Genomic DNA, 23,073 nt, shown 5'->3' with positions numbered 1-23,073 from the left:
TACTAAATTGAAGTGTCATATATTTGATCTACATGCGCGGCTGCAAAAATTTCTATCAGCCGCACCATGCCATTTTTAGAGTGAATCGACTATATCGATAGTTCTCAAATTAAATAAGCCAGTTCAAATAAAAAAGCGCACATCGACTTGGGAGCCAATGTGCGCTTTTTATTGTCTTACTTAGATGGGCTGATAAGGTTCAGCCCATCGTTTTATGTTACTTAAACGACTTATCAATATTACTTAGTTTTGCGCGGTGGTAAACCAGTATGCTGCGTTTGGAAATTACCTTTGCTCACACTTTTTTTGTTGTTCTTACTAGCTGCATTGTTATTGGCTGAGCCATTGCTACGCTTCACTGAGTCATTACCAAGGCGGCTGTTCTTTTTACGTGCCGATTGATAGCTGTCTTGCGCGGCATCGCGGCCCTCCAAACTGGCATTAAATGGCGGAATTAGGCAGCCACGGTTTTTACCAATCAAATCACTACGACCCATATCTTGTAATGCTTTACGTAAAAGTACCCAGTTTTTTGGATCATGGAAGCGTAAGAACGCTTTGTGCAATTTACGCTGCTTGCCAGACTTGACGATATCCATGTCACCCTCACTACGACTAATCTTATGTAGCGGGTCTTTATGGGTATGATACATGGTGGTCGCCGTTGCCATCGGGCTAGGATAAAATGCCTGCACTTGGTCAGCACGGTAGCCGTGACTTTTTAGCCAAAGCGCAAGGTTCATCATGTCTTCATCTTTAGTACCCGGATGCGCGGCGATAAAGTAAGGAATCAGATATTGCTCTTTGCCAGCCTCTTGGCTGTACTGCTCAAACATGGCTTTGAACTTATCGTAGCTGCCCATGCCGGGCTTCATCATCTTCGACAGCACGCCTTCTTCTGAATGCTCAGGGGCGATTTTTAGATAGCCACCGACATGATGGCTGACCAATTCTTTAACATATTCAGGGTCTTTAACCGCCAAGTCATAACGTAGGCCAGAAGCGATTAATATCTTCTTCACGCCTTTGATATCGCGCGCTTTACGATATAGCTTGGTCAAATTACTGTGATCAGTAATCAAGTTTTCACAGACATCAGGATAGACGCATGACGGCTTACGGCAATGCTTTTCAATCGTTTCATCTTTACAGTTGAGACGATACATATTGGCAGTCGGGCCACCAAGGTCGGATATCACTCCAGTAAAGTTCGGCGCGGTATCACGAATCGCCTCTACTTCACGTAGGATAGACTCTTCTGAGCGGTTTTGAATAATACGGCCTTCGTGCTCAGTAATCGAGCAAAAAGTACAACCACCAAAACAGCCGCGCATGATATTGACCGAAAACTTAATCATGTCATAAGCAGGGATGCGTGCATCGCCATAACTTGGGTGTGGCAGGCGCGCATACGGTAAGTCAAAGACGTAATCCATCTCTTCGGTCGATAGCGGAATCGGTGGTGGATTGAGCCAAACGTCAATTGAGGTGTGTGAATTACCAGCACCGCTACTATGACGTTGCACCAGCGCACGAGCGTTTCCTGGGTTGGTCTCCAGATGCAAAATACGGCTGGCATGCGCATACAAGACTGGGTCAGATTTGACATGCTCATAATCAGGCAGGCGAATGACGGTTTGCTCACGTGGCGGCATTTTGATCTTATACTTACGCGCCGTCATCGGCTTGTCATTAAGGGTAGTATCAAAGCCGCGCATCTGCACTACTTGAGTCTCTTCGTCAACTTGATCGGCATTGATGATTTTATTGGTGACTGGCTCTGCGACGAAACCCTGATACTGTGCCGACATGCCTGTCATGGCTTGCCCAACTGGTGAGTCGCTAGGCTTTTCTTGCTCAATTGAGCATTGATCCACGTCTTCGGTCATCACATACGGATTGATAATTGGATCAACACGGCCGACGGTATCGACATCGTTACTGGCGACTTCGGTCATGTCCGCTTGCCAATGACGACGTGTCGGCGTCAATAAATACGACGTACCGCGCAATTTACTCATTTGCTCAAAAGTGTAACCTTTCGATAGACCATGTACTACATCGACGATGGCGCGTTCAGCATTACCATACAATAAAACGTCAGCACGGGCATCCAGCAAAATACTACGACGAACTTTATCTGACCAATAGTCATAGTGGGCGATACGGCGTAGGCTACCTTCGATACCGCCTAAGATAATTGGCACATCAGGATAAGCTTCACGGCAGCGCTGGCTATAAACGATAGCGGCGCGGTCAGGACGTTTGTTGGCGACATTACCTGGAGAGTAAGCGTCATCGCTACGAATCTTGCGGTCAGCGGTATAGCGGTTAATCATGCTGTCCATGTTGCCAGCGGTCACGCCGTAAGCGTAAACTGGTTTACCAAGCTCCATAAAGGCATCTTTGCTCTTCCAATCTGGCTGGGCAATAATGCCGACACGAAAGCCTTGTGCTTCTAATAGACGACCGATAATCGCCATACCAAAGCTTGGATGATCGACATACGCATCACCTGAAATGATAATGACATCACAGGCATCCCAGCCCAAATCGTCCATCTCTTTGCGGCTCATGGGTAGATAAGGCGCAGGCTCGTAGCAGCTCGCCCAGTGTTTGTCGTAGTCGTAAAGAGGTTTGGTGCCTTTCTTAAAGGCGGTGCGGGCGATGGTATCGGCAGACATGAGCGGACCTGTTGGCTAAGAATGTGGCTGTGTATCGTTAAGAATTTTTGAAGATAAATAGAGGGATTTTCCCATACCTTCGAAAACCGCTCATCTTAACATGAATTCGCCTCAGGTAGGGATAAGTTATTGATAGCGTGAGATAATCTATTGATATAAAAGAAAGTAAAAAGGAAAGTTCACAACTTGCCGACTTTCAGGCATGTTAAAAATCAAAGGGCTACTAGAAATTTTATAAATACAATAATCTCATTCGCGCTAATCCAACAAAATTTTCGTCCCACTCTTCGTAAAATTCATCACAAACTGGCTTTTAAAGTTGCGCACATTATTCTCATAAGTGAGCAAACCAGTCGTAAACTGATGATAGTCTTGCATGTTTTTGGCATTGACCATCAGCATAAAATCCGCATCGCCCGATACTTCATAGCAGCTCATGACTTGTGGCTGCGTATTCATCAAGCGCTCAAACCGATGTTGCATCGAGGTATTAGAACGTGCCATCTCTATCATTACTACGGCGGTAAGCCCGTAACCGACCTTATTGGGATCGACGATAGCGACTTGTTTGGTAATAACGCCATTATTTATTAATGCTTGGATACGGCGTTGCGCAGTGGCGATAGACACATGGACACGTTCTGAAACAGCTTTTAAGGGTAGCGTCGCATCGTCCTGTAGCAAGTTTAAAATGGCTTTATCAACATCATCTAAAGTTTCACTCATCGTATTAACTCTTATAGAAAGTATTATCACTATAGATTAAAAATTGATAAATAATCCAATTTTAAAGCGAATTTTTGATATATAAATTCAAAATTGCATTTATATAGAGATAATATTTCACAGTGTCTTAGTAAAATAGACGGTATCGAACAGAGCTTAGCAGTGAAAAACAAAAGCTAATAGCTGACTTCTCAAACGTCTATTCAAATTTACGGGGCTGACTATGTCTATCTCAATGCTATCTAACGTATTCGCAAATACACTCGCAACCACTGTTTCGCGCTTGCCATTGCCTACGATGTGGACAGCGGGAAGCGTTCAGCAACGTACATTAATAATGGGTGTGGCGCTGGCCGTATTATCAAACCTTTTATTTGGCGTGCTTTATGCGTATAGCAGCTTTTTAGCACCGTTATCAGGTACGCAAGTATTTATCTGGCGTATGCTGGCAATGTGGGGCGCATTAATAGGGTATCTCCTCATTAGCGGTCGCTTAGGTTCACATTTTGATAAATTAAAGACACTTAGAACCGCAAAGCAATGGGCGTGGTTACTATTGCCAACACCGATATTTTTGAGTCAGTTTTGGCTATTTATGTGGGCACCGGTTAATGGGCAGGGCGTACAAACCGCGATGGGCTATTTCTTATTTCCACTGATGATGGTGATATTTGGTTGCGTCTTATTTGGCGAAAAGCTCAGCCGTTTACAGTGGTTAGCCGTTGCTTTTGCTGCATTAGGCGTGGGCAGTGAGATTGTAAGAACCCAAAGCGTTTCTTGGGCAACGCTTTGGGTCTGCGGCACTTATCCTATCTATTATATTTTACGTCGCATGCAGGGCATTGGCGCAGTCACTGGACTACTAGTTGATTTAACCATTTTTGCTCCATTTGCCATGGCTTACTTATTCTTTATTGCACCGAGTAGTCTAATGCTCGTTAGCGGGTCTGGATTTTTTATCATGATGCTAGTAGGGTTGGGCGTACTTAGTGTTTTAGCCATGAAAACCAACGTTGATGCCAGCCAAATGCTGCCAGTGAATGTCTATGGCATGATGAGTTATTTAGAACCTGCGCTATTGTTTATTTTAGCGGTCACAGTATTGGGCAATCCATTTGAATCAGCGATGATCTATAGCTACGGTTTGATTTGGTTAGGGATTGCTTGTTTGATTGTTCATGGTATTCGCCAGCTGTACCGAGCTCGTAAAAATATGCAATCTTCGATAACAGAGCAAGTAGCGTAAGAATGATAATCAATAATATTCTTGTAAAATAATAGATAAATAAAAAACGGACGACTCAGCTTAATGTTGAGTCGTCCGTTTTTGTTATAGACTAAAATAATGGCTTTAACTGCTTAGTTCTAATCCAATTAGATTTAGTCTAAATGCTGCTTAAAGCCGCGCTGCTTATCACGTTCCCAATCGCGGTCTTTTAGGGTTTTACGTTTATCATGCTGTTTTTTACCTAAAGCAAGTGCAATCTGGCATTTCACTAGTGAGTTTTTCCAGTAGCAAGATAATGGCACGCAAGCATAGCCTTTTTGATTGACCGCGCCCATGAGCTTTTCGATTTCGCGGCGATTGAGCAGCAGCTTACGGGTACGGATGCTATCAGGGCTGACATGCGTTGAGCTTGAGAGCAGCGGCTGAATATGCGCGCCAAAAATAAACGCCTCATTATTACGAAAGATAATATAAGCTTCGGTAATGGTCATTTTACCGGCACGAATAGCCTTAACTTCCCAGCCTTGTAATGCTAATCCTGCTTCAAATGTCTCTTCAATAAAATACTCATGCCGAGCCTTTTTATTACTGGCAATTTGATTGTCAGGTTTTCTTGATTTTTTTGACATAATTTCTCCATAAGGACTTCTATATGCATAGTTTGTATATATTGTCCTTGTCTAACTATTCCTCATCCTACCCCTTTAATAGAAGTTGTCTTTTTTGTCATGCTGGTTTGTTATACTAGGCATGCTAGAAGGGATGAGTCGAACCGACTATTGTAGCAAAGCGCCTAACAAAAATGTAAGTCAACTGTTAGGACAAATGTAGCAGATAAGTATTAAGTTTGGACAAAATTTGCTAGCATATAGCGTAACATTACCGACTATATTAGCCATGCTATGAGCCATCCTGCTACTTCTTCAAAATTGCATACCAAAATTCTATACCCAGGTACCTTTGATCCCATTACCAATGGTCATGTGGACTTAGTGACGCGAGCAACTAAGCTGTTCGATGAAGTGGTGATTGCGGTGGCCTCAGGACATCATAAAAAGCCTTTATTTGATTTTGAGGAACGCGTAGCGTTGGTCGAAACAGTATTTGCTGATTTACCGCAAGTATCGGTGATTGGCTTTGAAGGTTTACTCGTAGACTTTATGCGTGAAAAAAACGCTACTGCCGTATTGCGTGGCCTGCGCGCGATGTCAGATTTTGAATATGAGTTTCAATTGGCTAATATGAACCGTGAGCTCGATGAAAACTTTGAAGCAGTATTTTTGACCCCATCTCAGAACTATTCGTTTATCTCATCGACGATGATTCGTGAAATTGCCAAACTTGGCGGTGATGTCACCAAATTCGTTCCCCCTTGCGTCTCGCAAGCCTTTACGCAAAAGTTAAACGTTAAATAAAATAAGCACTCACTGACACCGCCGAACAATATCGGCTGCCAGTAGAGCGAGGAGCAGATCATGGCATTATTAATCACTGATGAATGTATCAATTGTGACGTATGTGAGCCTGCCTGCCCGAACGAGGCTATCTCAGAAGGGGACGATATTTATGTTATCGACCCTGATTTGTGCACTGAATGTGTTGGTCATTTTGATGAACCACAATGCGTGGTAATTTGTCCTGTTGACTGTATTCCTCATGACCCTAACCATGTCGAAACTGAAAGCGATTTATTGTCCAAATACAAACGCATTACTGGTCAATAATACGTTGCAGATTATGCTATCAATGGATAAAAATTCTAAAGACTAGGAATAATATGACGAATACGGATATTCAACTTGCAATATGTTTTTTTGAAAGCAAATTCCTGTCGTTTGAGAGCGTACTATGACTGTCAATACTGCTACCAGCGACTTTGATCAGCAGCACCTCTGGCACCCATATGCCAGCCTGCCACCTACTTATCCGAATATCATTATTGATCGTGCCGAGGGTATTTATATCATTACCGAAGATGGCACGCGCCTTATCGATGGCATGTCATCATGGTGGGCAAGCGTTCATGGCTACAATCACCCTAAACTGAATGAAGCACTTACCAAGCAATTGGGTAAAATGGCGCATGTCATGTTTGGAGGCTTGACCCACCAGCCAGCGATAGACTTAGGCAAAAAACTTCTCTCTATCGTCCCTGCTGGGCTGGATGCTATCTTCTACGCTGATAGTGGTAGCATCGCAGTAGAAGTCGCGCTTAAAATGGCCCTGCAATATCAGATTGCTGCAAAACGCCCAACCAAGCAACAATTTGCCTCAACCCATTCTGGTTATTATGGTGATACTTGGCATGCGATGAGTGTCTGTGATCCGGTAGCAGGGATGCACAGCTTGTATGGAAAGCAACTGCCGATGCAGCACTTTGTACCTGCGCCGCCTTTAGGGTTTGGACGAGCGTTAACAGAGTCTGAGCGCGCAGTATTGACCACATTTTTTGTAGAGTATGGTTCAAAGTTAGCAGGTTTTATTATTGAGCCCATTATTCAAGGCGCAGGTGGTATGCGCTTTTATAGCCCTGAGTATTTGCAACTGTTGCGTCAGCTTTGCGATGAGCATGATGTGGTGCTGATAGCTGATGAGATTGCGACCGGTTTTGGCCGTAGCGGCAAATTATTTGCCTGTGAGCATGCTGATATTAGCCCTGATATTATGACCATTGGTAAGGCGCTTACAGGCGGCTACATGACTTTTGCCGCTACCTTATGTACCCGAAAAATTGCTGATACCATTCATGATAGTGATTATCCAGCACTGATGCATGGCCCTACTTTTATGGGGAACCCGCTAGCCTGTGCAGTTGCCTGTGCTTCGATTGACTTGATATTGTCTTACGACATTCCTAATCGTACCGTAGAGATGCAAACGATGATGGAGCAACAGCTTGCCCCAGCCGCAAGGTTAAACGGTGTCAAAGAAGTGCGCTGTTTAGGAGCGGTAGCAGTCATTGAGCTGTATGAGGCCGTTGACATGCCTATCTTTCAAACGCTGCTATTAGCTCAAGGTATTTGGGTCAGACCCTTTGGTAAATTGGTCTATATCATGCCCCCTTATATTATCACTGATAGTGAACTTGAGGTCTTATGCCAAGCATTGTTAAAGGTAGTGACAAGCTATCTTGAAACCTCAAAACTGGCTCAATGAAATTAAGCATACGCAAAAACCAAGTTATAAAATTAAGTTATAAAATTAAGCTATTTTTATAAGGTAAACGATGAGTGTTCTATTTATATCCGGCATTGATACCGATATTGGTAAAACTTATGCTACCGGAATGATTGCTAAAGCGCTAATGCAGCAAGGCATCAGTGTCATGACCCAAAAGCTTGTGCAAACGGGGGTGGCAATAAATTCAAACAATGGTGAAATGAGTGTTGCTGACGATATTATTATTCATCGTCAATTAATGGCTATTCCACTACAGCCATGCGATTTGGATTTTACAACTTGCCCTTATCGTTATCCAAAACCTGCTTCACCGCATTTAGCTAGCAGATTAGCAGGGCAAACGCTCAATCCTGATGTTATTACTGGTGCTACAAAAAGCCTGCAAGTAGATTATGAGGTAGTGCTATTAGAAGGGGCTGGCGGGTTATTAGTGCCAGTAACTGAGCAATTATTAACCTTAGATTATATTGCAGCTCAAGGCTATCCTATTGTTTTAGTGACTTCGGGACGGCTTGGTAGTATCAATCATACTTTACTTAGTTTGGAAGCAATAAAATCGCGTGGTCTACAAATTCATAGCGTCATTTATAATCATATTCATGACGTTACTGATAATACGGATACCGAGATTGCGAACAGCACCATTGATTTTCTACAACAGCATCTCAGTCAAAGGTATCCAACCACGCATTGGCTACAGTTGCCTTACTTAAGAAACATAGCAGTGTCTGATACTAAAATATCACTGAGAGATAATGATTGGACTTTACCACAGGGCTTTATTTGAGTGATTTTTTGACAGTATTATTATAAAAGTGCAAATAAACCCAAAAGACATTCCTATATTGTCATTAGATTTGCTATACTAGCGCGCTTGGTAGACTAGGCAATCGCCGCTGCACACTGGCAACAGATGAGCAGGGGAGGAAAGTCCGGGCTACATAGGGCAGCGTGCCAGCTAACGGCTGGGCAGGGTAACTTGACGACCAGTGCAGCAGAGAGTAGACCGCCTTTGGTATCCTAGATATCATCGGTAAGGGTGAAAGGGTGCGGTAAGAGCGCACCGCGTGGCTGGCAACAGTTCACGGCATGGTAAACTCCACGCGTAGCAAGACCAAATAGGCATCGGCATGGCGCGGCCCGCGTTCGATGCGGGTAGGTTGCTTGAGCGTACGAGCGATTGTACGCCTAGAGGAATGATTGTCCACGACAGAACCCGGCTTATCGGTTTACCAACATTTTTATTGTTCGTTTTTTGGTAGTAGTATTAATAATTGCAGTTAATTTGAATAAAATTCATATTTTTTGCAAAAAAATGCTGTTTAGGGGTTGACGTTAGTCACCTGTATCGGCATAATACCGAGCCTAAAATGGCGATGTAGCTCAGCTGGTTAGAGCGCATGACTCATAATCGTGAGGTCAAGAGTTCAAGTCTCTTCATCGCCACCATTTATATTGCAGTAGCTCGTTTTATTAAAAACTCCAATCCTTTGTGGTTGGTTTTTTTTTGCCTAAAATAAACTGCTAGATAACGTGCATAGCAATGATATAAGACTGACAAACGATTGCTACCTATTCCGTTTACCTGCCTATTTCTTGCTAAATCATAGCTTTATCTGCTTACTCACAGATTAATTCTTGTAACTTAAGTCCCTCTTACTTATCATAGGGGCTGTTTTTAGTGAAGTCCTGTAACGACATGTCCGTACAATTGCCTCCTTATCGTCCTATTAAGCATCGCAGTGGCCTGAAAGTCATGGGTGCTGCATTCCACGCTTTGCTCATGCGTGAGCTACAAACGCGCTTTGGTGGTTATCGATTAGGTTATCTGTGGGCACCCTTAGAAATCATATTCCAAGTTGCTATTTATTTAGTTATTTTTGGTACTATTATGACGCGTGTGCTCCCAGGGATGGACTACATGCTGTTTTTGGTGGCAGGCTTAGTACCGTTTCGTATGATGAGTACGATAGCAACACGATCATTAGGGGCAGTAGAAGCCAATCAAGGTCTCTTAATGTACCGCTCAGTCCGTCATATTGACGTTATTATTGCGCGCTCATTCTTAGAGTTAGTGATTTACTTTTTTACCTTTGTACTTCTGTTGCTCGTACTGGCATTTATCGATATTCCTATTAGTCTTGCGCATTTAGACGTGGTGTTATTTTGCTGGCTGACCTTATTTTTATTTGGCTTTGGTCTAGCGATGATTATGATGGTTATCGGCTATTATGGTGGTGAGATTAGTAAAATTATCAGTTTGATTTTCACTATTTTATATTTTGCTTCTGGTATTATTTATTCTATTCATATCATTCCTGAACCTTATTTTAGCTACCTGCTCTATAATCCTTTTATCCATAATATTGAACTCATGAGGCACTCACTCGCGCCCAATTATCCTGCATATCATATCGATATGAGTTATTTTTTAAAGTGGACAGTAGCTGTTAATTTCCTAGGTCTATTAATGTATAAAGCAGTGGAAAGAGATTTAATACGTTCAAAATAGAAGGTTTGAAGGACTACCAATCCATTTATAGTGATTAGTTTTCAGATATATTAAATAACAAGGTATGGTAAGTAAAAGTATGGTAAGTAAATGATTGAAATTAAGAACGTTTCTAAATCGTTTATGACCAAGCAAGGTCGGCATTATTTATTTAAAGATCTAAATCTGACCATTGGTGATAAACAAAGTGTCGGTTTGCTAGGCCGTAATGGTGCTGGTAAATCAACGCTGCTACGTATTATATGCGGACTTGATGAGCCAGATCATGGCGAAATTATCACCAACTCAACGATCTCGTGGCCAGTTGGCGTGGCAGGTGGCTTTCAGGGTAGCTTGACGGGACGGCAAAATGTACGTTTTGTCTGTCGTCTGTACTCAAGCGGACCTTATATTGATGAAAAGATTCGTTTCGTTGAAGAGTTTGCTGATATCGGTAATTACTTTGATATGCCGGTCAAAAGCTACTCATCGGGCATGAAATCTCGCCTCACTTTTGGTTTAAGCCTAGCGTTTGATTTTGATTATTATATGCTTGATGAAGCGGGCGCTGTTGGTGATGCCGCTTTTCGTAAACGTAGTGAAGATATTTTAGCGGCTCGCCGTGCGCAAGCAGGATTTCTAATAGTGTCACATAATATTGGTGATATTAAGCGAAACTGTGATATTGGTATTGTGTTAATGGATCAAACAGCACACGTGTTTGAGGATACAAAAGAAGCGATTGAGGTATATGAAGAGCATGTCCACAAAGCGAAAAAATAAGATTATTGACTTCTTGCTGTTTATTGGCTTGGTGATCCTCCCTTGGGTGCTGGTGATTTATTATGTCATGACACTTGCTCATCCGCGCTTTATTTCAACTGCTGACGTGGTGGTAAAGCAAGTCAGTGATGCTAGTGTGCCTTCTGGCGGTGGTTTATCGGCATTGTTAGGGGTAAACAGCACCAGTAAAGAAGATGCCACTTATTTGACTGAATATATCTTGTCAAATGATATGGTCAAACGTCTTGATAATAAGTTTAAGTTCCGTGAAGCTTATTATGTAGATGGCTCAGATCCTATCTATGAGATAGACCCTGACGCCTCGCAAGAGGATTTACTAGAATACTTTAAAAAACGTGTGCATATCGATCTCGATGAGCAAAGCTATGTACTCTCAGTATCGACAGAAGCTTTTGATTCAGATTATGCTTTTGAGCTTAACAAAGCTATCTTGGGTGAGTCTGAGCAGTTCGTTAACCGTATCTCACAAGAAGTCGCTCGTGATCAGCTAATATTTGCTGAAACTCAATTGGATGAATCACAAGATCGTTTAAATGAAGCGAAAGAACAATTACTTAACTACCAAAATGAAAATGAGATTTACGATCCGCAAGCCAATGCGCAAATTGTTAACCAGCTGATCGGTAGTTTGCAAGGGCAACTTAGTTCACTACGGACTGAAGAGCGCCAACTGCTTAGCTATCTAAATCCTGATGCGCCGCAAGTAGTATCGTTAAGAAGCCAAATCAAAGCGGTTGAAGAACAAATCAGTCAAGAGCAAACCAAGCTAACTTCACCAAATACGACCAAATTGAACCGTCAAGCTGTACAGTTTGAGAGTATAAAAGCTGATGTTGAGTTCGCTACTGAGCTATATAAGTTGTCACTGTCTTCACTTGAAAAGTCGCGCTTAGAAGCCTTTAGAAAAATGAAAAATTTGATTGTGATTTCGACTCCTTATGAAGCTGAAGAAGCGTTATATCCACGCCGTCTTTATATCATCTGGACATCGCTGGCACTACTATTAATGTTTTATGGCTTCGTGCGTTTAGTAATGGCCGTTGTGCGTGACCATCGCAGCTAGTTTGATTATGACTTCTTTATAATCACATCTATTGGTTATTTACACTGTAGAATGTTAAAAGCTTAATACACTTGATAATCGTGAACGATTGGATAAACCAGATATTAGTAATGATCGACAGATCAGCAAAGGAATACAGCTCATGAACATGAAACCACGTCCTATCGTGACGATGATTAAAGTATTAAGTTTAACGATGGCTGCAACCAGCGTTCCAGCGCTAGCAGCGAGCAGTTACGCAGATCAAATAGCAGGTTCTAGCTTTGGTACCAGTGCTAATAATGCGAGCCAAGATCAAAATCGCAATAATATTAATGTCTCAACGCAAGCTTTTGCTGGTGGTGTTCTAGGACAAGGAGCGACGCAAGAGGCGGTTAACTCAGCAAGCTTGCCTAGTCAGTCGGTTATCAATACGACGCGCCCTTATCAAGATATCAATACTAAAGACTTGATGTTTGGTGAGCAGCTGTTCCGTGGTGCATTTTCAACGACTTCGGGTTCTACCTTTAATGATAGCTATTCGATTAATCCTGGTGATAATGTACAGGTACGCATGTGGGGTGCCTATCAATACGCCTCAACGATGACAGTCGATCCACAAGGCAATATCTTCTTACCTAATATCGGTCCAGTTCGTGTCTCCGGTGTACAGAACGGCAACCTACAAAACGTAGTTAAAAGTGCTGTCAGTCGTATTTATCGCTCAAACGTTGGTGTCTATGCCTCATTAGAGCAAGCGCAACCGGTTAAAGTATTTGTGACAGGTTTCGTCAAGCAACCCGGTTATTATGGCGGGCTTGCGGCAGATTCAGTATTGTCATATTTAGATCGGGCAGGCGGTGTTGATCCGACTCGTGGTAGCTATATCGATATTCAAATAAAACGTAATGGTCAGTTGCTACAGCAAGTTAACCTGTATGATTTTCTATTAGCAGGTAAGCTACAGTCATTCGCATTTCGAGATGGTGATGTGATTACTGTTGCACCGCAGAAAAAGACGTTTGTAGTTGGCGGGCAAGTTCAGAACGAATATACTTTTGAGTTTGATGTCAATGACTTGACCATTGGTGACGTATTGCAAGTTGCCAGTCCCGCAGCGAATGCCACCAACGTTAGTATTACTCGTAGTGCAGGACGCGCGCAGACGGCAGAGTATTATTCACTTGCTGACGCCCAAAACGTTCCTGTCTATAATGGCGATCAGATGGTAGTGACCTCAGACCGTTATGCAGGTACTATCGCGGTACAAGTCAAAGGCGCTCATACTGGTAATGGTGCAATGGTCGTACCTTACGGCGCACGCCTGAAAGATATCGTGCCAAAATTACAACCGAGCCCGTTAGCGAAGCTGACCCATTTGACTATTTACCGTCAATCAGTGGCTGAGCAGCAAAAACGCATGATTAATGAGTCGCTTGATCGCTTAGAAGAATTAACGCTGGCTACTCAATCAACGACGCGTGAAGAGGCAGCGCTACGTCAAGATGATGCCAATTTAGTTAAACAATTCGTGGCTAAAGCACGTAGTGTAAAGACTGATGGTCGAATAGTGGTCGTACCAAACTCTTGGCAGGATATTATTCTCCAGCAAGGCGATATCATTGAGATACCTGCGCAAACATCAGTGATTACCGTCAACGGTCAAGTGCGAGCACAAGGTGCGTTGACCTTTAATCCAGACTTTACGGTTGGCGATTATATTGCTAATTCAGGTGGCTTTGGGGATAATGCCGATACTAAAGAGATTCTGATTATTCATCAAAATGGTGCAAACGAAGTGGTCAATACTGCTTATCGTATTCAGCAAGGTGATGAAATTATGGTCTTACCAAAGGTTAAAACCAAACGTGTAGAGATTACGCGCGGAATCTCACAGATTGTTTATCAATTGGCAGTCGCAGCTAAAGTTATTTTAGACTTATAACTATTGATGCTAGATTCATAAGTTGAGGCAGAAATAATCAAAAAGGATGTCAAAAATGGCAAAAAACGTAGCACGTGAAGGCAAGGTGGCGATAACTTCTACCTCTAATGATGCGCTACGTTTTTTGCCCACTCAACGCCAACTACCGAATAATCTAGCAGTAATTGGCAAAGGCATGCGTCGCAACAACGTACTGTTATCTCAGGTGCTACAAGCAAACATTCAGCGCTGGTATCCATGGTCAGGTTTACAGCAGCATCTTAATTCGGATCTTGAGACACCTGACGCCTTTATTGGATGGGGTCATAAAAAGAGCTATCAACGAGCCAAAAAGTCTGCTGATCGTCAACAGCTGACGACTTTAAGTATCGAAGATGGCTTTTTACGCTCATTAGATTCTGGTATTAGCAGTCGTCATGGGTTAAGCGTAGTTGTCGATGATGTGGGTATTTACTTTGATTTAATGCAAACCTCACGCCTTGAGCAGTTAATCGTTGCGCGTGCCAAAGAATGCTCTAACGCTGATAGCAATGTCTTAGATAAAAAACATGCTCTGCAGTTGATGACACGTATTTGCGAAGAGAAACTAAGTAAATATAATGCTGTGATTACTTGTCCGTCATTAGATAAACTGATTGCTGAAGAAAACGGTCACGTAGAACAAGACTCGTTAAAATCGCATGTGTTATTGATTGATCAAGTCGCTGGCGATGCCTCCATCAAAGGTGCTGGTGCGGATAAAAACCAGTTTAAGCGAATGCTAAAAGCTGCTTGTCGCAATCATCCCGATGCTCACATTTGGATCAAGGCTCATCCTGCCGCAAAGTCAGGATATCTTACCAGCCTAAAATTACCCAAAAACGTCCGACTATTGACTCAAGCATTTAATCCTATTGGATTGCTTGCGCAAGTCAGTGATGTCTATACGGTCAGCTCACATATGGGCTTTGAAGCATTAATGCTAGGCAAAACAGTGCATTGCTTTGGGGTTAATTGGTATAGTGGTTGGGGGCTTACCGATGATAGTGGTGCACCAAAAAATTTACTCAAATCAGTCAAACAACGTCGTCAAACATTCGCAGCCACATTGCCGGCGGTTGAAGAGTCATTAAAACCATCAAAATCAGCATCATTATCTAAGCAATCTACTAAACGATTGAAAATCACTCAGCGACTGCGTAACTTGCGTAACAAACAATCTTCTATAGCAGCTAATAGTACATTCAATGCGACGTTAGAGGCATTATTCTATAGCGTCTATATTGACTATAGTCATTATGTAGATCCAGCAACCAAGCAGGCTTGTGACATTGATACCGCGATTGAATGGTTAGTGACCAATCGATATTGGCAAGCACGTCTCGAAGGTAACTTGACGGTATATGAATTCAGCCGTTGGAAGCTGCCTTTTGTGAAGGCTTTTGTTAATCTGCCGCGCACGACATTATTCATTAAACCCAAACCGCGTCTGAAAAACTTGCTACATCCAGATCATTTTACAGTCAATTACCAGCAGCCACTATTAGTCTGGGGCTTAGCTAAACGGCAACAAATTCAAAAAAAATTACAGAGCAAACTTACGAAACAGCCAATGTCGGACATGCCAACTATTTATTGTATGGAAGATGGTTTTATCCGTTCAAATGGCTTGGGTGCTACATTACTAGCACCCTTGTCGGTTGTGATAGATAAGCAAGGTATCTACTATGATGCGACTCAGCCGTCGGATTTAGAGACATTATTACGTAACTGTGAGGCGTTAAATCCACAGCAAAATGCACGAGTACGGGAGCTTCAAGCCAAACTGCTTACTCAGCGAGTTAGTAAGTATAATGTTGGTACTGAGGTTGATGCTGACATTGCTAATAAGGTTGGTTCTGATAATAAATTGAACGCTGTCAGTCAAAAAATGCAATGGATGCAGGATGCAAAGGTATCTGGTAAACCGCGCTTACTTATCGTTGGACAAGTAGAGGATGATTTATCGGTTCAGTATTGTGGTTCAGACATTAAAACCAATCGAGATTTGATTAAGCGTGTACGACGAGACAATCCTGATGCTTATTTAATTTACAAACCCCATCCAGATGTGGAAGCAGGACTGCGTACAGGCAGAGTCGAGGCAGAATGCTTACGGCAGGTGCAAGCGGTCGCTTATGATACAGCGATGCCTGATTGTTTAGAGTGTATTGATGAGGTACATACGATCAGTTCATTAACGGGCTTTGAGGCATTATTGCGTGGTTTAAAAGTCACTTGTTACGGTTTGCCGTTTTATGCAGGTTGGGGCTTAACGACCGATATTGATGCACAGTTATCGCCAAAATCTGACTATCTACATAGGCGCAAACGAGACACTACGTTATCACTTGAGCAACTGCTGCATTGTGCACTCATACGTTATCCACTATATCGCCTGCCTAAAGGCTATGGGCTTGCTCAAGTAGAACAAGTGATTGACTACTTATATCCGCCTAATAAGAATGCGAAGACTTTGCAAATTAAACAACATAGTAGTATAGCCAGTGCAACCAATAGTTCATCAGCGAAATTGTCCGAACTATCAGAAGTAACTGCTCATCTTAAACGTCGTACTGCCACGCGTTTTATGCAGCAGCGTCATAAATGGCAACAGCGCCTACGCAAAATTTCTCATTAATTTATGTCAAAATAAATCCATTACGACAAGTATGATTTTTTTCGGTATAATTTATGTACAATCTGGTTATTATCAGAAATTTTTCCGTTCAATTTAGTCTCATCCTTTATTCATTAATTAATGGTATGTAATATTATGGCAGCATCGATGCATCAATTGCTTACTCATCGACACGTTTTGCTGCTACAAGGAAAGATGGGCGGGTTTTTTAGCCGTTTTGCTACGTTTTTGCAAACTCAAGATATTGAAGTGAGCAAAATTAACTTTAATGCTGGTGATGCATTTTTTTATCGCCATTCTAATGCTCATGAATATACAGGTACTTTGGCGCAGTTCTCATCTTGGCTGCAAGCTTTTATTGTCGAACATGGTATTGATGCGATTGTCTGTTTTGGTGATTGTCGTCCTCATCATACACAGGCTGCCTGCTTAAGTGAAAAACTAGGCATATCCTTTTTTGTATTTGAAGAAGGCTATTTACGTCCTGATTATATTACCCTGCAAGAGCACGGCATCAATGGTTATTCGCGCTTAAATATAGCGGATATTAAGGCACTCAAAAAAGCCAATGATAAACCACTGTATACGCATAATCGCTTTTATCGATTGAGTATCGCCGCCATTGTGTATTACATTATTACTAGACTATATAAATCGCGCTATCCGCATTATTCCCATTATCGCGGGATGACAGCATGGCAAGAAGCGATAGCTTGGCTAAAAGCACCTTGGCGTAAGCTATGTGGTTATCTACCCGATAAAAAGCTACAAAAGCAGCTAATCACCCAAGCAGACAACAACTATTTCTTGGTTAGCTTGCAGGTACATAATGACTCGCAAATTACTCATCATAGTGGTTACCGTGATGTGGTGCAGTTCATTGACGAGGTGATCGCTAGTTTTGCAGAATATGCTGACACAACGCAGATACTGGTATTTAAGCATCATCCGTTAGATCGTGGTCACCGTGATTATCGTGAGTTGGTGGCAAGCCTAGCAGCACGTTATCAAGTTAAATCAAGAGTGTTTTATGGTTGTGATATGCACTTGCCAACACTTATGAAGCATAGTATCGGTATGGTGACTATCAATAGTACAACGGGTCTGCAGTCGGTGTACCATAAAAAACCTACCAAAGTGATGGGACGAGCCATCTACGATACCCCTAAGCTCACAGATCCTAAGACACTTGCGCAATTTTGGCAGCAGCCTACACATCCAGATAATGAGTTCTATCTAAGATTCCGTGAGTATCTGATTGAGCAAACTCAAATCAACGGGGCGTTTTACGGTAAATCGCCATGGATGTATAAGTACTTACCGCAGTCAGAGACCACAGGCATAATGTCTGATACTGCTAAATAGTTCAGCAGCCATAGTCAGTAAATATCTGTCGATATCTTGCAGTAACTATTTTAGAGTTATAAACCTTTAATTTAAAGCTTTCTATAACTATTAGCTCCAGTCAGTCGTCAATTTTAGCTACGAATCAAATCCTTACCAATAAAATCGCCTTACTTTACAGTGGAAAACTGCTAGAATACGCTCACATGTCTGTGTATATCATCAAGCGTCATGAACAGTGGCTTTAATAATAAATGTTATTAACTTAGCTCTTTTTAAATACGCTTTAGTTACCACAATTGACACCACTAGTTTTTATTTTTTAAATCTTATTTCCAAAATTATTATCGCAATAATATCTAATAACCGTTATTTTTCCACTGTTGTTCAAGTACCGTTTGTTCAAGTATTTTTGTTCAGTAGCGGTTATCCAATCACCTTTTATTTAGTAGGCGCTTTGTGACTGCATTAGCCAATATTCGTAACTTTTCTATCATTGCCCACATTGATCACGGCAAGTCGACGCTTGCCGATCGCTTTATTCAGATGTGCGGTGCCTTGCAAGATCGTGAAATGCAGGCGCAAGTACTCGACTCCATGGATATTGAGCGCGAGCGTGGGATTACTATCAAAGCACAATCGGTCACCTTATTTTATGACCATCCAAATGGTGAGCGCTATCAGCTTAACTTTATTGATACCCCTGGCCACGTTGATTTTTCATACGAAGTTTCGCGTTCATTAGCTGCCTGTGAAGGTGCGTTATTGGTTGTAGATGCGGCGCAGGGCGTGGAAGCCCAGTCTGTTGCCAACTGCTATACTGCCGTTGATCAAGGCTTGGAAGTGATGGCAGTCTTGAATAAGATTGACTTACCACAAGTTGAGCCTGAGCGCGTTATCCAAGAGATTGAAGATATTATTGGTATTGACGCGGTAGATGCGCCGCGAGTATCAGCAAAATCTGGTCTTGGTGTTGATAAACTACTTGAAGCGTTGGTTGAGTTTATTCCACCGCCAACAGGTGATCGTGAAGCACCATTACAAGCATTAATTATTGATTCATGGTTTGATAGCTATTTAGGCGTTGTCTCGTTAGTACGTGTCCGTCAAGGTACTGTTAAAAAAGGCGATAAAATTTATATTAAATCGACCAAAGAGGCTCATCCAGTCAGCTCTATTGGCGTGTTTACGCCTAAACCTTTAGATACAGGGATTTTAGAAGCTGGTGAAGTAGGCTTTATTATCGCTGGTATCAAGGATATTGCTGGTGCACCAGTCGGTGATACCATTACGCATTCTAAGACACCTGACGTTGATCGTATCCCTGGATTTAAACAGATTACGCCGCAAGTCTATGCTGGTATGTTCCCTGTTGAATCTACTGACTTTGAAAAGTTTCGTGAAGCACTACAGAAGTTGCAAATTAATGATGCGTCGCTATTTTTTGAGCCAGATACTTCTGATGCGTTGGGCTTTGGTTTCCGTTGTGGCTTCTTAGGTATGCTGCATATGGAGATTATCCAAGAGCGCCTAGAGCGTGAGTATGACTTGGATCTTATCACCACTGCGCCGTCAGTTATCTATGAGATTGTAAAAAAAGATGGCAGCATCATCTATGTTGATAATCCATCAAGATTGCCTGAACCGAATAATATCGAAGAGTTCCGTGAGCCGATTGCCCGTTGTCAGATTTTAGTGCCGCAGGATTATCTCGGTAACGTTATGACTTTGTGTATTGAGCGCCGCGGTGTACAGGTTGATATGCGCTTTATGGGCAGACAAGTTCAGCTGATATTTGATATTCCGATGGGTGAGGTGGTGATGGATTTCTTTGATCGCCTAAAGTCAGTCTCGCGCGGATTTGCGTCACTTGATTATAACTTTGAACGTTATCAAGTCGATAAATTGGTTAAAGTTGACGTACTTATCAACGGTGAAAAAGTTGACGCTTTAGCCATGATTGTGCACGAAACACAATCTCGTTATCGCGGTAATGCGCTGGTTACCAAGATGAAAGAGCTTATTCCACGGCAGATGTTTGACGTGGCCATTCAAGCCGCTATCGGCGGCCAAATAATTGGACGTAGTACGGTTAAAGCCATGCGTAAAGATGTATTAGCCAAATGTTATGGCGGTGATGTCTCGCGTAAGAAAAAGCTGCTATCTAAGCAAAAAGCTGGTAAAAAACGTATGAAGCAAGTTGGTAATGTGGAGATTCCACAAGAAGCCTTCTTAGCGGTATTGCAGGTAGATTAAATAATCTGATAGCTGAGTTAGTAAGTAATCACTGCATGTAAGTCACTGTTTAAAACTCTAAATGACCATGACTGGCATGACAAATTGACATGGTCATAGAAGCAGATCTTTAATAGGCAAATTAGCATGGATTTTGATTTCAATTTGATTTTGGTGCCGTTAACTATAGCCTTAGGTTTTATATGGTTACTAGACAAGTTAACACTAAAACAGCGTAAAACACGTGGCCGCGGTAAAGAGAGCTTGCTAGTGCGCTGGGCCTATGACTTTTTCCCTGTATTGGCAGTAGTGCTGGTTGTGCGCTCATTTTTGATTGAACCTTTTAATATTCCATCATCGTCTATGGTGCCAACTCTATATACTGGTGACTTTATTGCCGTCAATAAATATGCTTATGGCGTACGCTTACCGCTCACCTATAATAAAGTACTAGATACTGGCTCACCAGAGCATGGTGATGTCATAGTATTTCGCTATCCTGAAAACCCTAGCATCTATTATATCAAGCGGGTAATAGGTCTACCGGGAGATACGGTCAGCTATAATCAGGGACAAATTGCGATTAATGATGTGCCAGTAGATACTAAGTCAGTGAATTTCGATGCTAACACTGATCTAACGGCGCAACTTTACCCAGCTGGTCAAGTGATGCCAGGTCAGGTACTGACTGAGAATGAAGCGACACAGATGGGGCAGCAAGAAGAAGACCAAGCACAATATTTTCAAGAAACTCAAGGTGAGAATAAGCATTTAGTGCGCTATCTTTCAGATATGAATAGTTCGCAATATGCACCGTTCTTACAGCAGCAATCGCCAGAAGTAGTCAGTTCAGTGGGGACAGAGTGGCAAGTTACTGTGCCTGATGGTGAGTATTTCGTCATGGGTGATAACCGAGATCGTAGTGCTGATGGACGCTTTTGGGGCTTCGTACCCGATGAAAATTTAGCGGGTAAAGCCGTCTATATTTGGATGCATAAGCCACCAGGACTTAATCTTCCAACTTTCTCTCGTAATGGTTCAATTGATTGATTATTGTTTCTAATCAGTAACTGTTTTGTTTATTATATATTATGCTAGTATTCATACTGACCCTAATCAAAATAAAATTTATACTATATTTGACATATTAATCGTAGTGGATATCAAGGTACACAAACGGATAATAAAAAAATGAGATATAAAAATAGATAGGGCGGATAAAACAACTGGTTAGAATACATTAAATTAAATCATTAGAGGGGGCCTCATGGCGCACCAGTTAACGAGTTTGACGTCTCAGCGTGGGTCTAGTGTGACTAGTATTGTCTTGCTGCTAATTATTATTGTTATTGCTGGCAAATTGATTATTGCGATCATGCCTGCACAAGTTGGTGATTACCAGCTAAGCAAAACGTTAGGTGCGCAGTTAAAAGAAGCTAATAATAATGGTGAGACTGCAAAACAGTTCGTTGAACGTGTTAACCGTCAACTCTCTATTAATGCTGATTATGATACGACCGCTGAAGAAGTATTTACTTTTACCAATAACAAGACAGGTCAACTGGCCATTTATAAAGACTATGATAAAACCAGTAACTTTTTCGGTAATGTCGATATCGTTAATCGTTTTGAAGGTGAAATAAATGCTGCCTCGGTAGAGTAGGCATTCTCATAAGATTTTTACCCATTAACAATAATTCATAAGGGTCAGACGACTCTTGTGAAATAATTCTATCAATTATTTAAACGTTTAAATTACTAACATTAAAGGATAGCCAAAAGCCACGCATGAAATCAACTCCACAACAGTATCAAGCGCTGCCTGCCGCCAAAAAAAATAGCGCAACTATGGAGACTTTGCCAATCAGCTCAGATTTTATTCAGCGTCTGGAAGTATTGACACGCAAATTAGGCTACGTCTTTAATGATTTAAATCTACCAAAGTTAGCCTTAACGCATCGCTCGTTCGATAGCAAAAAAAACTATGAGCGCTTAGAGTTTTTAGGTGATGCACTTCTTGGAATGATTGTTGGCGAGGCACTATATCATCGCTATCCTAGTCAGAATGAAGGGCGTTTGACTCGTATGCGTGCCACATTGGTACGCCAAGAGTCCCTAGTTACCATCGCTCAGAACTTAGAGCTATCCAACCATCTGATCTTGGGTATTGGTGAACGTAAAGGTGGTGGACGTAATCGCGCTTCGATATTGGCTGATGCGGTAGAATCGTTGATTGGGGCTATTTATCTAGACAGCCAAGATATGGAAATCACTCGTAATTGTGTGCTGTCATGGTATGGTGACTTAATCGACAACGTTAATGACCAAAAAGCACTAAAAGACGCCAAAAGTCGTTTACAGGAATGGCTACAATCCAAACAGTTTGATTTGCCACACTATGAGTTGGTCGAAACCCGTGGCAATGCGCCTTATCAGATATTTGTTGTACGCTGTCAGGTGAATATTAGCAGTTGCCCTGATATCACTGAGTCTGGTGAGAGTCGCCGGATTGCTGAGCAAAAAGCAGCTGAACTAATGATCAATCAATTGCACAAGTTACCTGGCGCGCTTAAAAAACGTTAATAACTTAATTCCTAACGTTGATAACTTGTTCACCTGACTCGATTAAATATTAGATACTTGTTAAAGACTAACCTAATGGTTATCAACAACTTAATAAACAATACAGACCTTCAAATTTCTTTATTTCTAAATTGAAATTAGCCTAGTAAGTA

18 protein-coding genes, 1 tRNA gene and 1 other RNA gene are annotated in these 23,073 nt (G+C 41.9%); 17 read left to right on the top strand and 3 right to left on the bottom strand.

Annotated elements, in window-relative coordinates:
* Window positions 1–239 precede the first annotated feature (239 nt).
* Window positions 240–2,684, bottom strand: coding sequence for a YgiQ family radical SAM protein (locus AAEY87_RS00445; protein ID WP_350655464.1), 2,445 nt, complete (start codon window positions 2,682–2,684; stop codon window positions 240–242).
* 258 nt (window positions 2,685–2,942) lie between these two features.
* Window positions 2,943–3,410 (bottom strand): Lrp/AsnC family transcriptional regulator, encoded by a 468-nt coding sequence (locus AAEY87_RS00440; RefSeq protein ID WP_350655463.1) that lies wholly within the window; start codon window positions 3,408–3,410, stop codon window positions 2,943–2,945.
* Between the two features lie 223 nt (window positions 3,411–3,633).
* Here AAEY87_RS00440 and rarD point away from each other — a divergent pair, with 223 nt between their 5' ends.
* Entirely contained in the window at window positions 3,634–4,656 is a 1,023-nt protein-coding gene (rarD, locus tag AAEY87_RS00435; protein WP_502945431.1) for an EamA family transporter RarD, read from the top strand.
* Between the two features lie 134 nt (window positions 4,657–4,790).
* Here the strand turns inward: rarD and smpB are convergent, their stop codons facing one another.
* Window positions 4,791–5,267 carry an SsrA-binding protein SmpB gene (gene smpB, locus AAEY87_RS00430; RefSeq protein WP_068034322.1) on the bottom strand — a complete coding sequence of 159 codons (477 nt, stop codon included), beginning with the start codon at window positions 5,265–5,267 and terminating at the stop codon, window positions 4,791–4,793.
* Window positions 5,268–5,540: 273 nt separating this feature from the next.
* On the opposite strand from smpB, the gene coaD reads away from it, so the two are divergent.
* The 16 genes from coaD (at window position 5,541) to rnc (ending at window position 22,921) form a co-directional block, all read left to right on the top strand.
* Window positions 5,541–6,053 (top strand): pantetheine-phosphate adenylyltransferase, encoded by a 513-nt coding sequence (gene coaD, locus AAEY87_RS00425; protein WP_068034323.1) that lies wholly within the window; start codon window positions 5,541–5,543, stop codon window positions 6,051–6,053.
* A gap of 60 nt (window positions 6,054–6,113) precedes the next feature.
* Window positions 6,114–6,362, top strand: a complete 249-nt coding sequence (locus tag AAEY87_RS00420; protein ID WP_021814308.1) for a YfhL family 4Fe-4S dicluster ferredoxin — start codon at window positions 6,114–6,116, stop codon at window positions 6,360–6,362.
* A 124-nt stretch (window positions 6,363–6,486) separates the two neighbouring features.
* Window positions 6,487–7,794 carry an adenosylmethionine--8-amino-7-oxononanoate transaminase gene (bioA, locus tag AAEY87_RS00415; RefSeq protein ID WP_350655462.1) on the top strand — a complete coding sequence of 436 codons (1,308 nt, stop codon included), beginning with the start codon at window positions 6,487–6,489 and terminating at the stop codon, window positions 7,792–7,794.
* Window positions 7,795–7,864: 70 nt separating this feature from the next.
* A complete protein-coding gene (bioD, locus tag AAEY87_RS00410; RefSeq protein ID WP_350655461.1) occupies window positions 7,865–8,605 on the top strand; it encodes a dethiobiotin synthase in 741 nt (246 codons plus the stop codon).
* A gap of 87 nt (window positions 8,606–8,692) precedes the next feature.
* Window positions 8,693–9,058, top strand: an RNA gene (gene rnpB / locus AAEY87_RS00405) — RNase P RNA component class A.
* Window positions 9,059–9,190: 132 nt separating this feature from the next.
* A tRNA-Met gene (locus AAEY87_RS00400) sits at window positions 9,191–9,267 on the top strand.
* Window positions 9,268–9,517: 250 nt separating this feature from the next.
* On the top strand, window positions 9,518–10,330 hold the full coding sequence (locus AAEY87_RS00395) for an ABC transporter permease (RefSeq protein WP_068325849.1): 813 nt from the start codon (window positions 9,518–9,520) through the stop codon (window positions 10,328–10,330).
* A 90-nt stretch (window positions 10,331–10,420) separates the two neighbouring features.
* Complete coding sequence (locus AAEY87_RS00390) at window positions 10,421–11,092, top strand: ABC transporter ATP-binding protein (protein ID WP_068034331.1); 672 nt, start codon at window positions 10,421–10,423, stop codon at window positions 11,090–11,092.
* Complete coding sequence (locus AAEY87_RS00385; RefSeq protein WP_227514101.1) at window positions 11,070–12,176, top strand: KpsE/RkpR family capsule polysaccharide export protein; 1,107 nt, start codon at window positions 11,070–11,072, stop codon at window positions 12,174–12,176. The genes AAEY87_RS00390 and AAEY87_RS00385 overlap by 23 nt, the downstream gene beginning before the upstream one ends.
* Before the next feature lie 142 nt (window positions 12,177–12,318).
* The gene (locus AAEY87_RS00380; protein WP_350655460.1) at window positions 12,319–14,100 is read left to right on the top strand and encodes a polysaccharide biosynthesis/export family protein; all 1,782 of its coding nucleotides are present in this window, start codon (window positions 12,319–12,321) and stop codon (window positions 14,098–14,100) included.
* Between the two features lie 55 nt (window positions 14,101–14,155).
* The gene (locus AAEY87_RS00375; protein WP_350655459.1) at window positions 14,156–16,759 is read left to right on the top strand and encodes a capsule polysaccharide biogenesis protein; all 2,604 of its coding nucleotides are present in this window, start codon (window positions 14,156–14,158) and stop codon (window positions 16,757–16,759) included.
* Window positions 16,760–16,894: 135 nt separating this feature from the next.
* Window positions 16,895–18,124: a capsule polysaccharide biogenesis protein gene (locus tag AAEY87_RS00370; protein WP_068325856.1), complete on the top strand. Its 1,230-nt coding sequence runs from the start codon at window positions 16,895–16,897 to the stop codon at window positions 18,122–18,124.
* A gap of 438 nt (window positions 18,125–18,562) precedes the next feature.
* Window positions 18,563–20,359, top strand: a complete 1,797-nt coding sequence (gene lepA, locus AAEY87_RS00365) for a translation elongation factor 4 (protein WP_068034341.1) — start codon at window positions 18,563–18,565, stop codon at window positions 20,357–20,359.
* Window positions 20,360–20,485: 126 nt separating this feature from the next.
* Window positions 20,486–21,388, top strand: coding sequence for a signal peptidase I (gene lepB / locus AAEY87_RS00360; protein WP_350655458.1), 903 nt, complete (start codon window positions 20,486–20,488; stop codon window positions 21,386–21,388).
* Between the two features lie 217 nt (window positions 21,389–21,605).
* A complete protein-coding gene (locus AAEY87_RS00355) occupies window positions 21,606–22,001 on the top strand; it encodes a DUF4845 domain-containing protein (protein WP_068034346.1) in 396 nt (131 codons plus the stop codon).
* Window positions 22,002–22,126: 125 nt separating this feature from the next.
* Window positions 22,127–22,921, top strand: coding sequence for a ribonuclease III (gene rnc, locus AAEY87_RS00350; protein WP_068034348.1), 795 nt, complete (start codon window positions 22,127–22,129; stop codon window positions 22,919–22,921).
* The last annotated feature ends 152 nt before the right edge of the window (window positions 22,922–23,073 follow it).

It is taken from the genome of Psychrobacter sp. S1-30-MNA-CIBAN-0213 (genome assembly GCF_040309845.1).
In the GTDB taxonomy this organism is placed as follows: domain Bacteria; phylum Pseudomonadota; class Gammaproteobacteria; order Pseudomonadales; family Moraxellaceae; genus Psychrobacter.
This window is presented reverse-complemented; position numbering and strand designations above follow the sequence as displayed.

Coding starts and splice junctions, on each gene's coding strand:
- AAEY87_RS00445 (WP_350655464.1), bottom strand. CDS start 2,684: ATGTCTGCCGATACCATCGCCCGCACCGCCTTTAAGAAAGGCACCAAA.
- AAEY87_RS00440 (WP_350655463.1), bottom strand. CDS start 3,410: ATGAGTGAAACTTTAGATGATGTTGATAAAGCCATTTTAAACTTGCTA.
- rarD (WP_502945431.1), top strand. CDS start 3,634: ATGTCTATCTCAATGCTATCTAACGTATTCGCAAATACACTCGCAACC.
- smpB (WP_068034322.1), bottom strand. CDS start 5,267: ATGTCAAAAAAATCAAGAAAACCTGACAATCAAATTGCCAGTAATAAA.
- coaD (WP_068034323.1), top strand. CDS start 5,541: ATGAGCCATCCTGCTACTTCTTCAAAATTGCATACCAAAATTCTATAC.
- AAEY87_RS00420 (WP_021814308.1), top strand. CDS start 6,114: ATGGCATTATTAATCACTGATGAATGTATCAATTGTGACGTATGTGAG.
- bioA (WP_350655462.1), top strand. CDS start 6,487: ATGACTGTCAATACTGCTACCAGCGACTTTGATCAGCAGCACCTCTGG.
- bioD (WP_350655461.1), top strand. CDS start 7,865: ATGAGTGTTCTATTTATATCCGGCATTGATACCGATATTGGTAAAACT.
- AAEY87_RS00395 (WP_068325849.1), top strand. CDS start 9,518: ATGTCCGTACAATTGCCTCCTTATCGTCCTATTAAGCATCGCAGTGGC.
- AAEY87_RS00390 (WP_068034331.1), top strand. CDS start 10,421: ATGATTGAAATTAAGAACGTTTCTAAATCGTTTATGACCAAGCAAGGT.
- AAEY87_RS00385 (WP_227514101.1), top strand. CDS start 11,070: ATGTCCACAAAGCGAAAAAATAAGATTATTGACTTCTTGCTGTTTATT.
- AAEY87_RS00380 (WP_350655460.1), top strand. CDS start 12,319: ATGAACATGAAACCACGTCCTATCGTGACGATGATTAAAGTATTAAGT.
- AAEY87_RS00375 (WP_350655459.1), top strand. CDS start 14,156: ATGGCAAAAAACGTAGCACGTGAAGGCAAGGTGGCGATAACTTCTACC.
- AAEY87_RS00370 (WP_068325856.1), top strand. CDS start 16,895: ATGGCAGCATCGATGCATCAATTGCTTACTCATCGACACGTTTTGCTG.
- lepB (WP_350655458.1), top strand. CDS start 20,486: ATGGATTTTGATTTCAATTTGATTTTGGTGCCGTTAACTATAGCCTTA.
- AAEY87_RS00355 (WP_068034346.1), top strand. CDS start 21,606: ATGGCGCACCAGTTAACGAGTTTGACGTCTCAGCGTGGGTCTAGTGTG.
- rnc (WP_068034348.1), top strand. CDS start 22,127: ATGAAATCAACTCCACAACAGTATCAAGCGCTGCCTGCCGCCAAAAAA.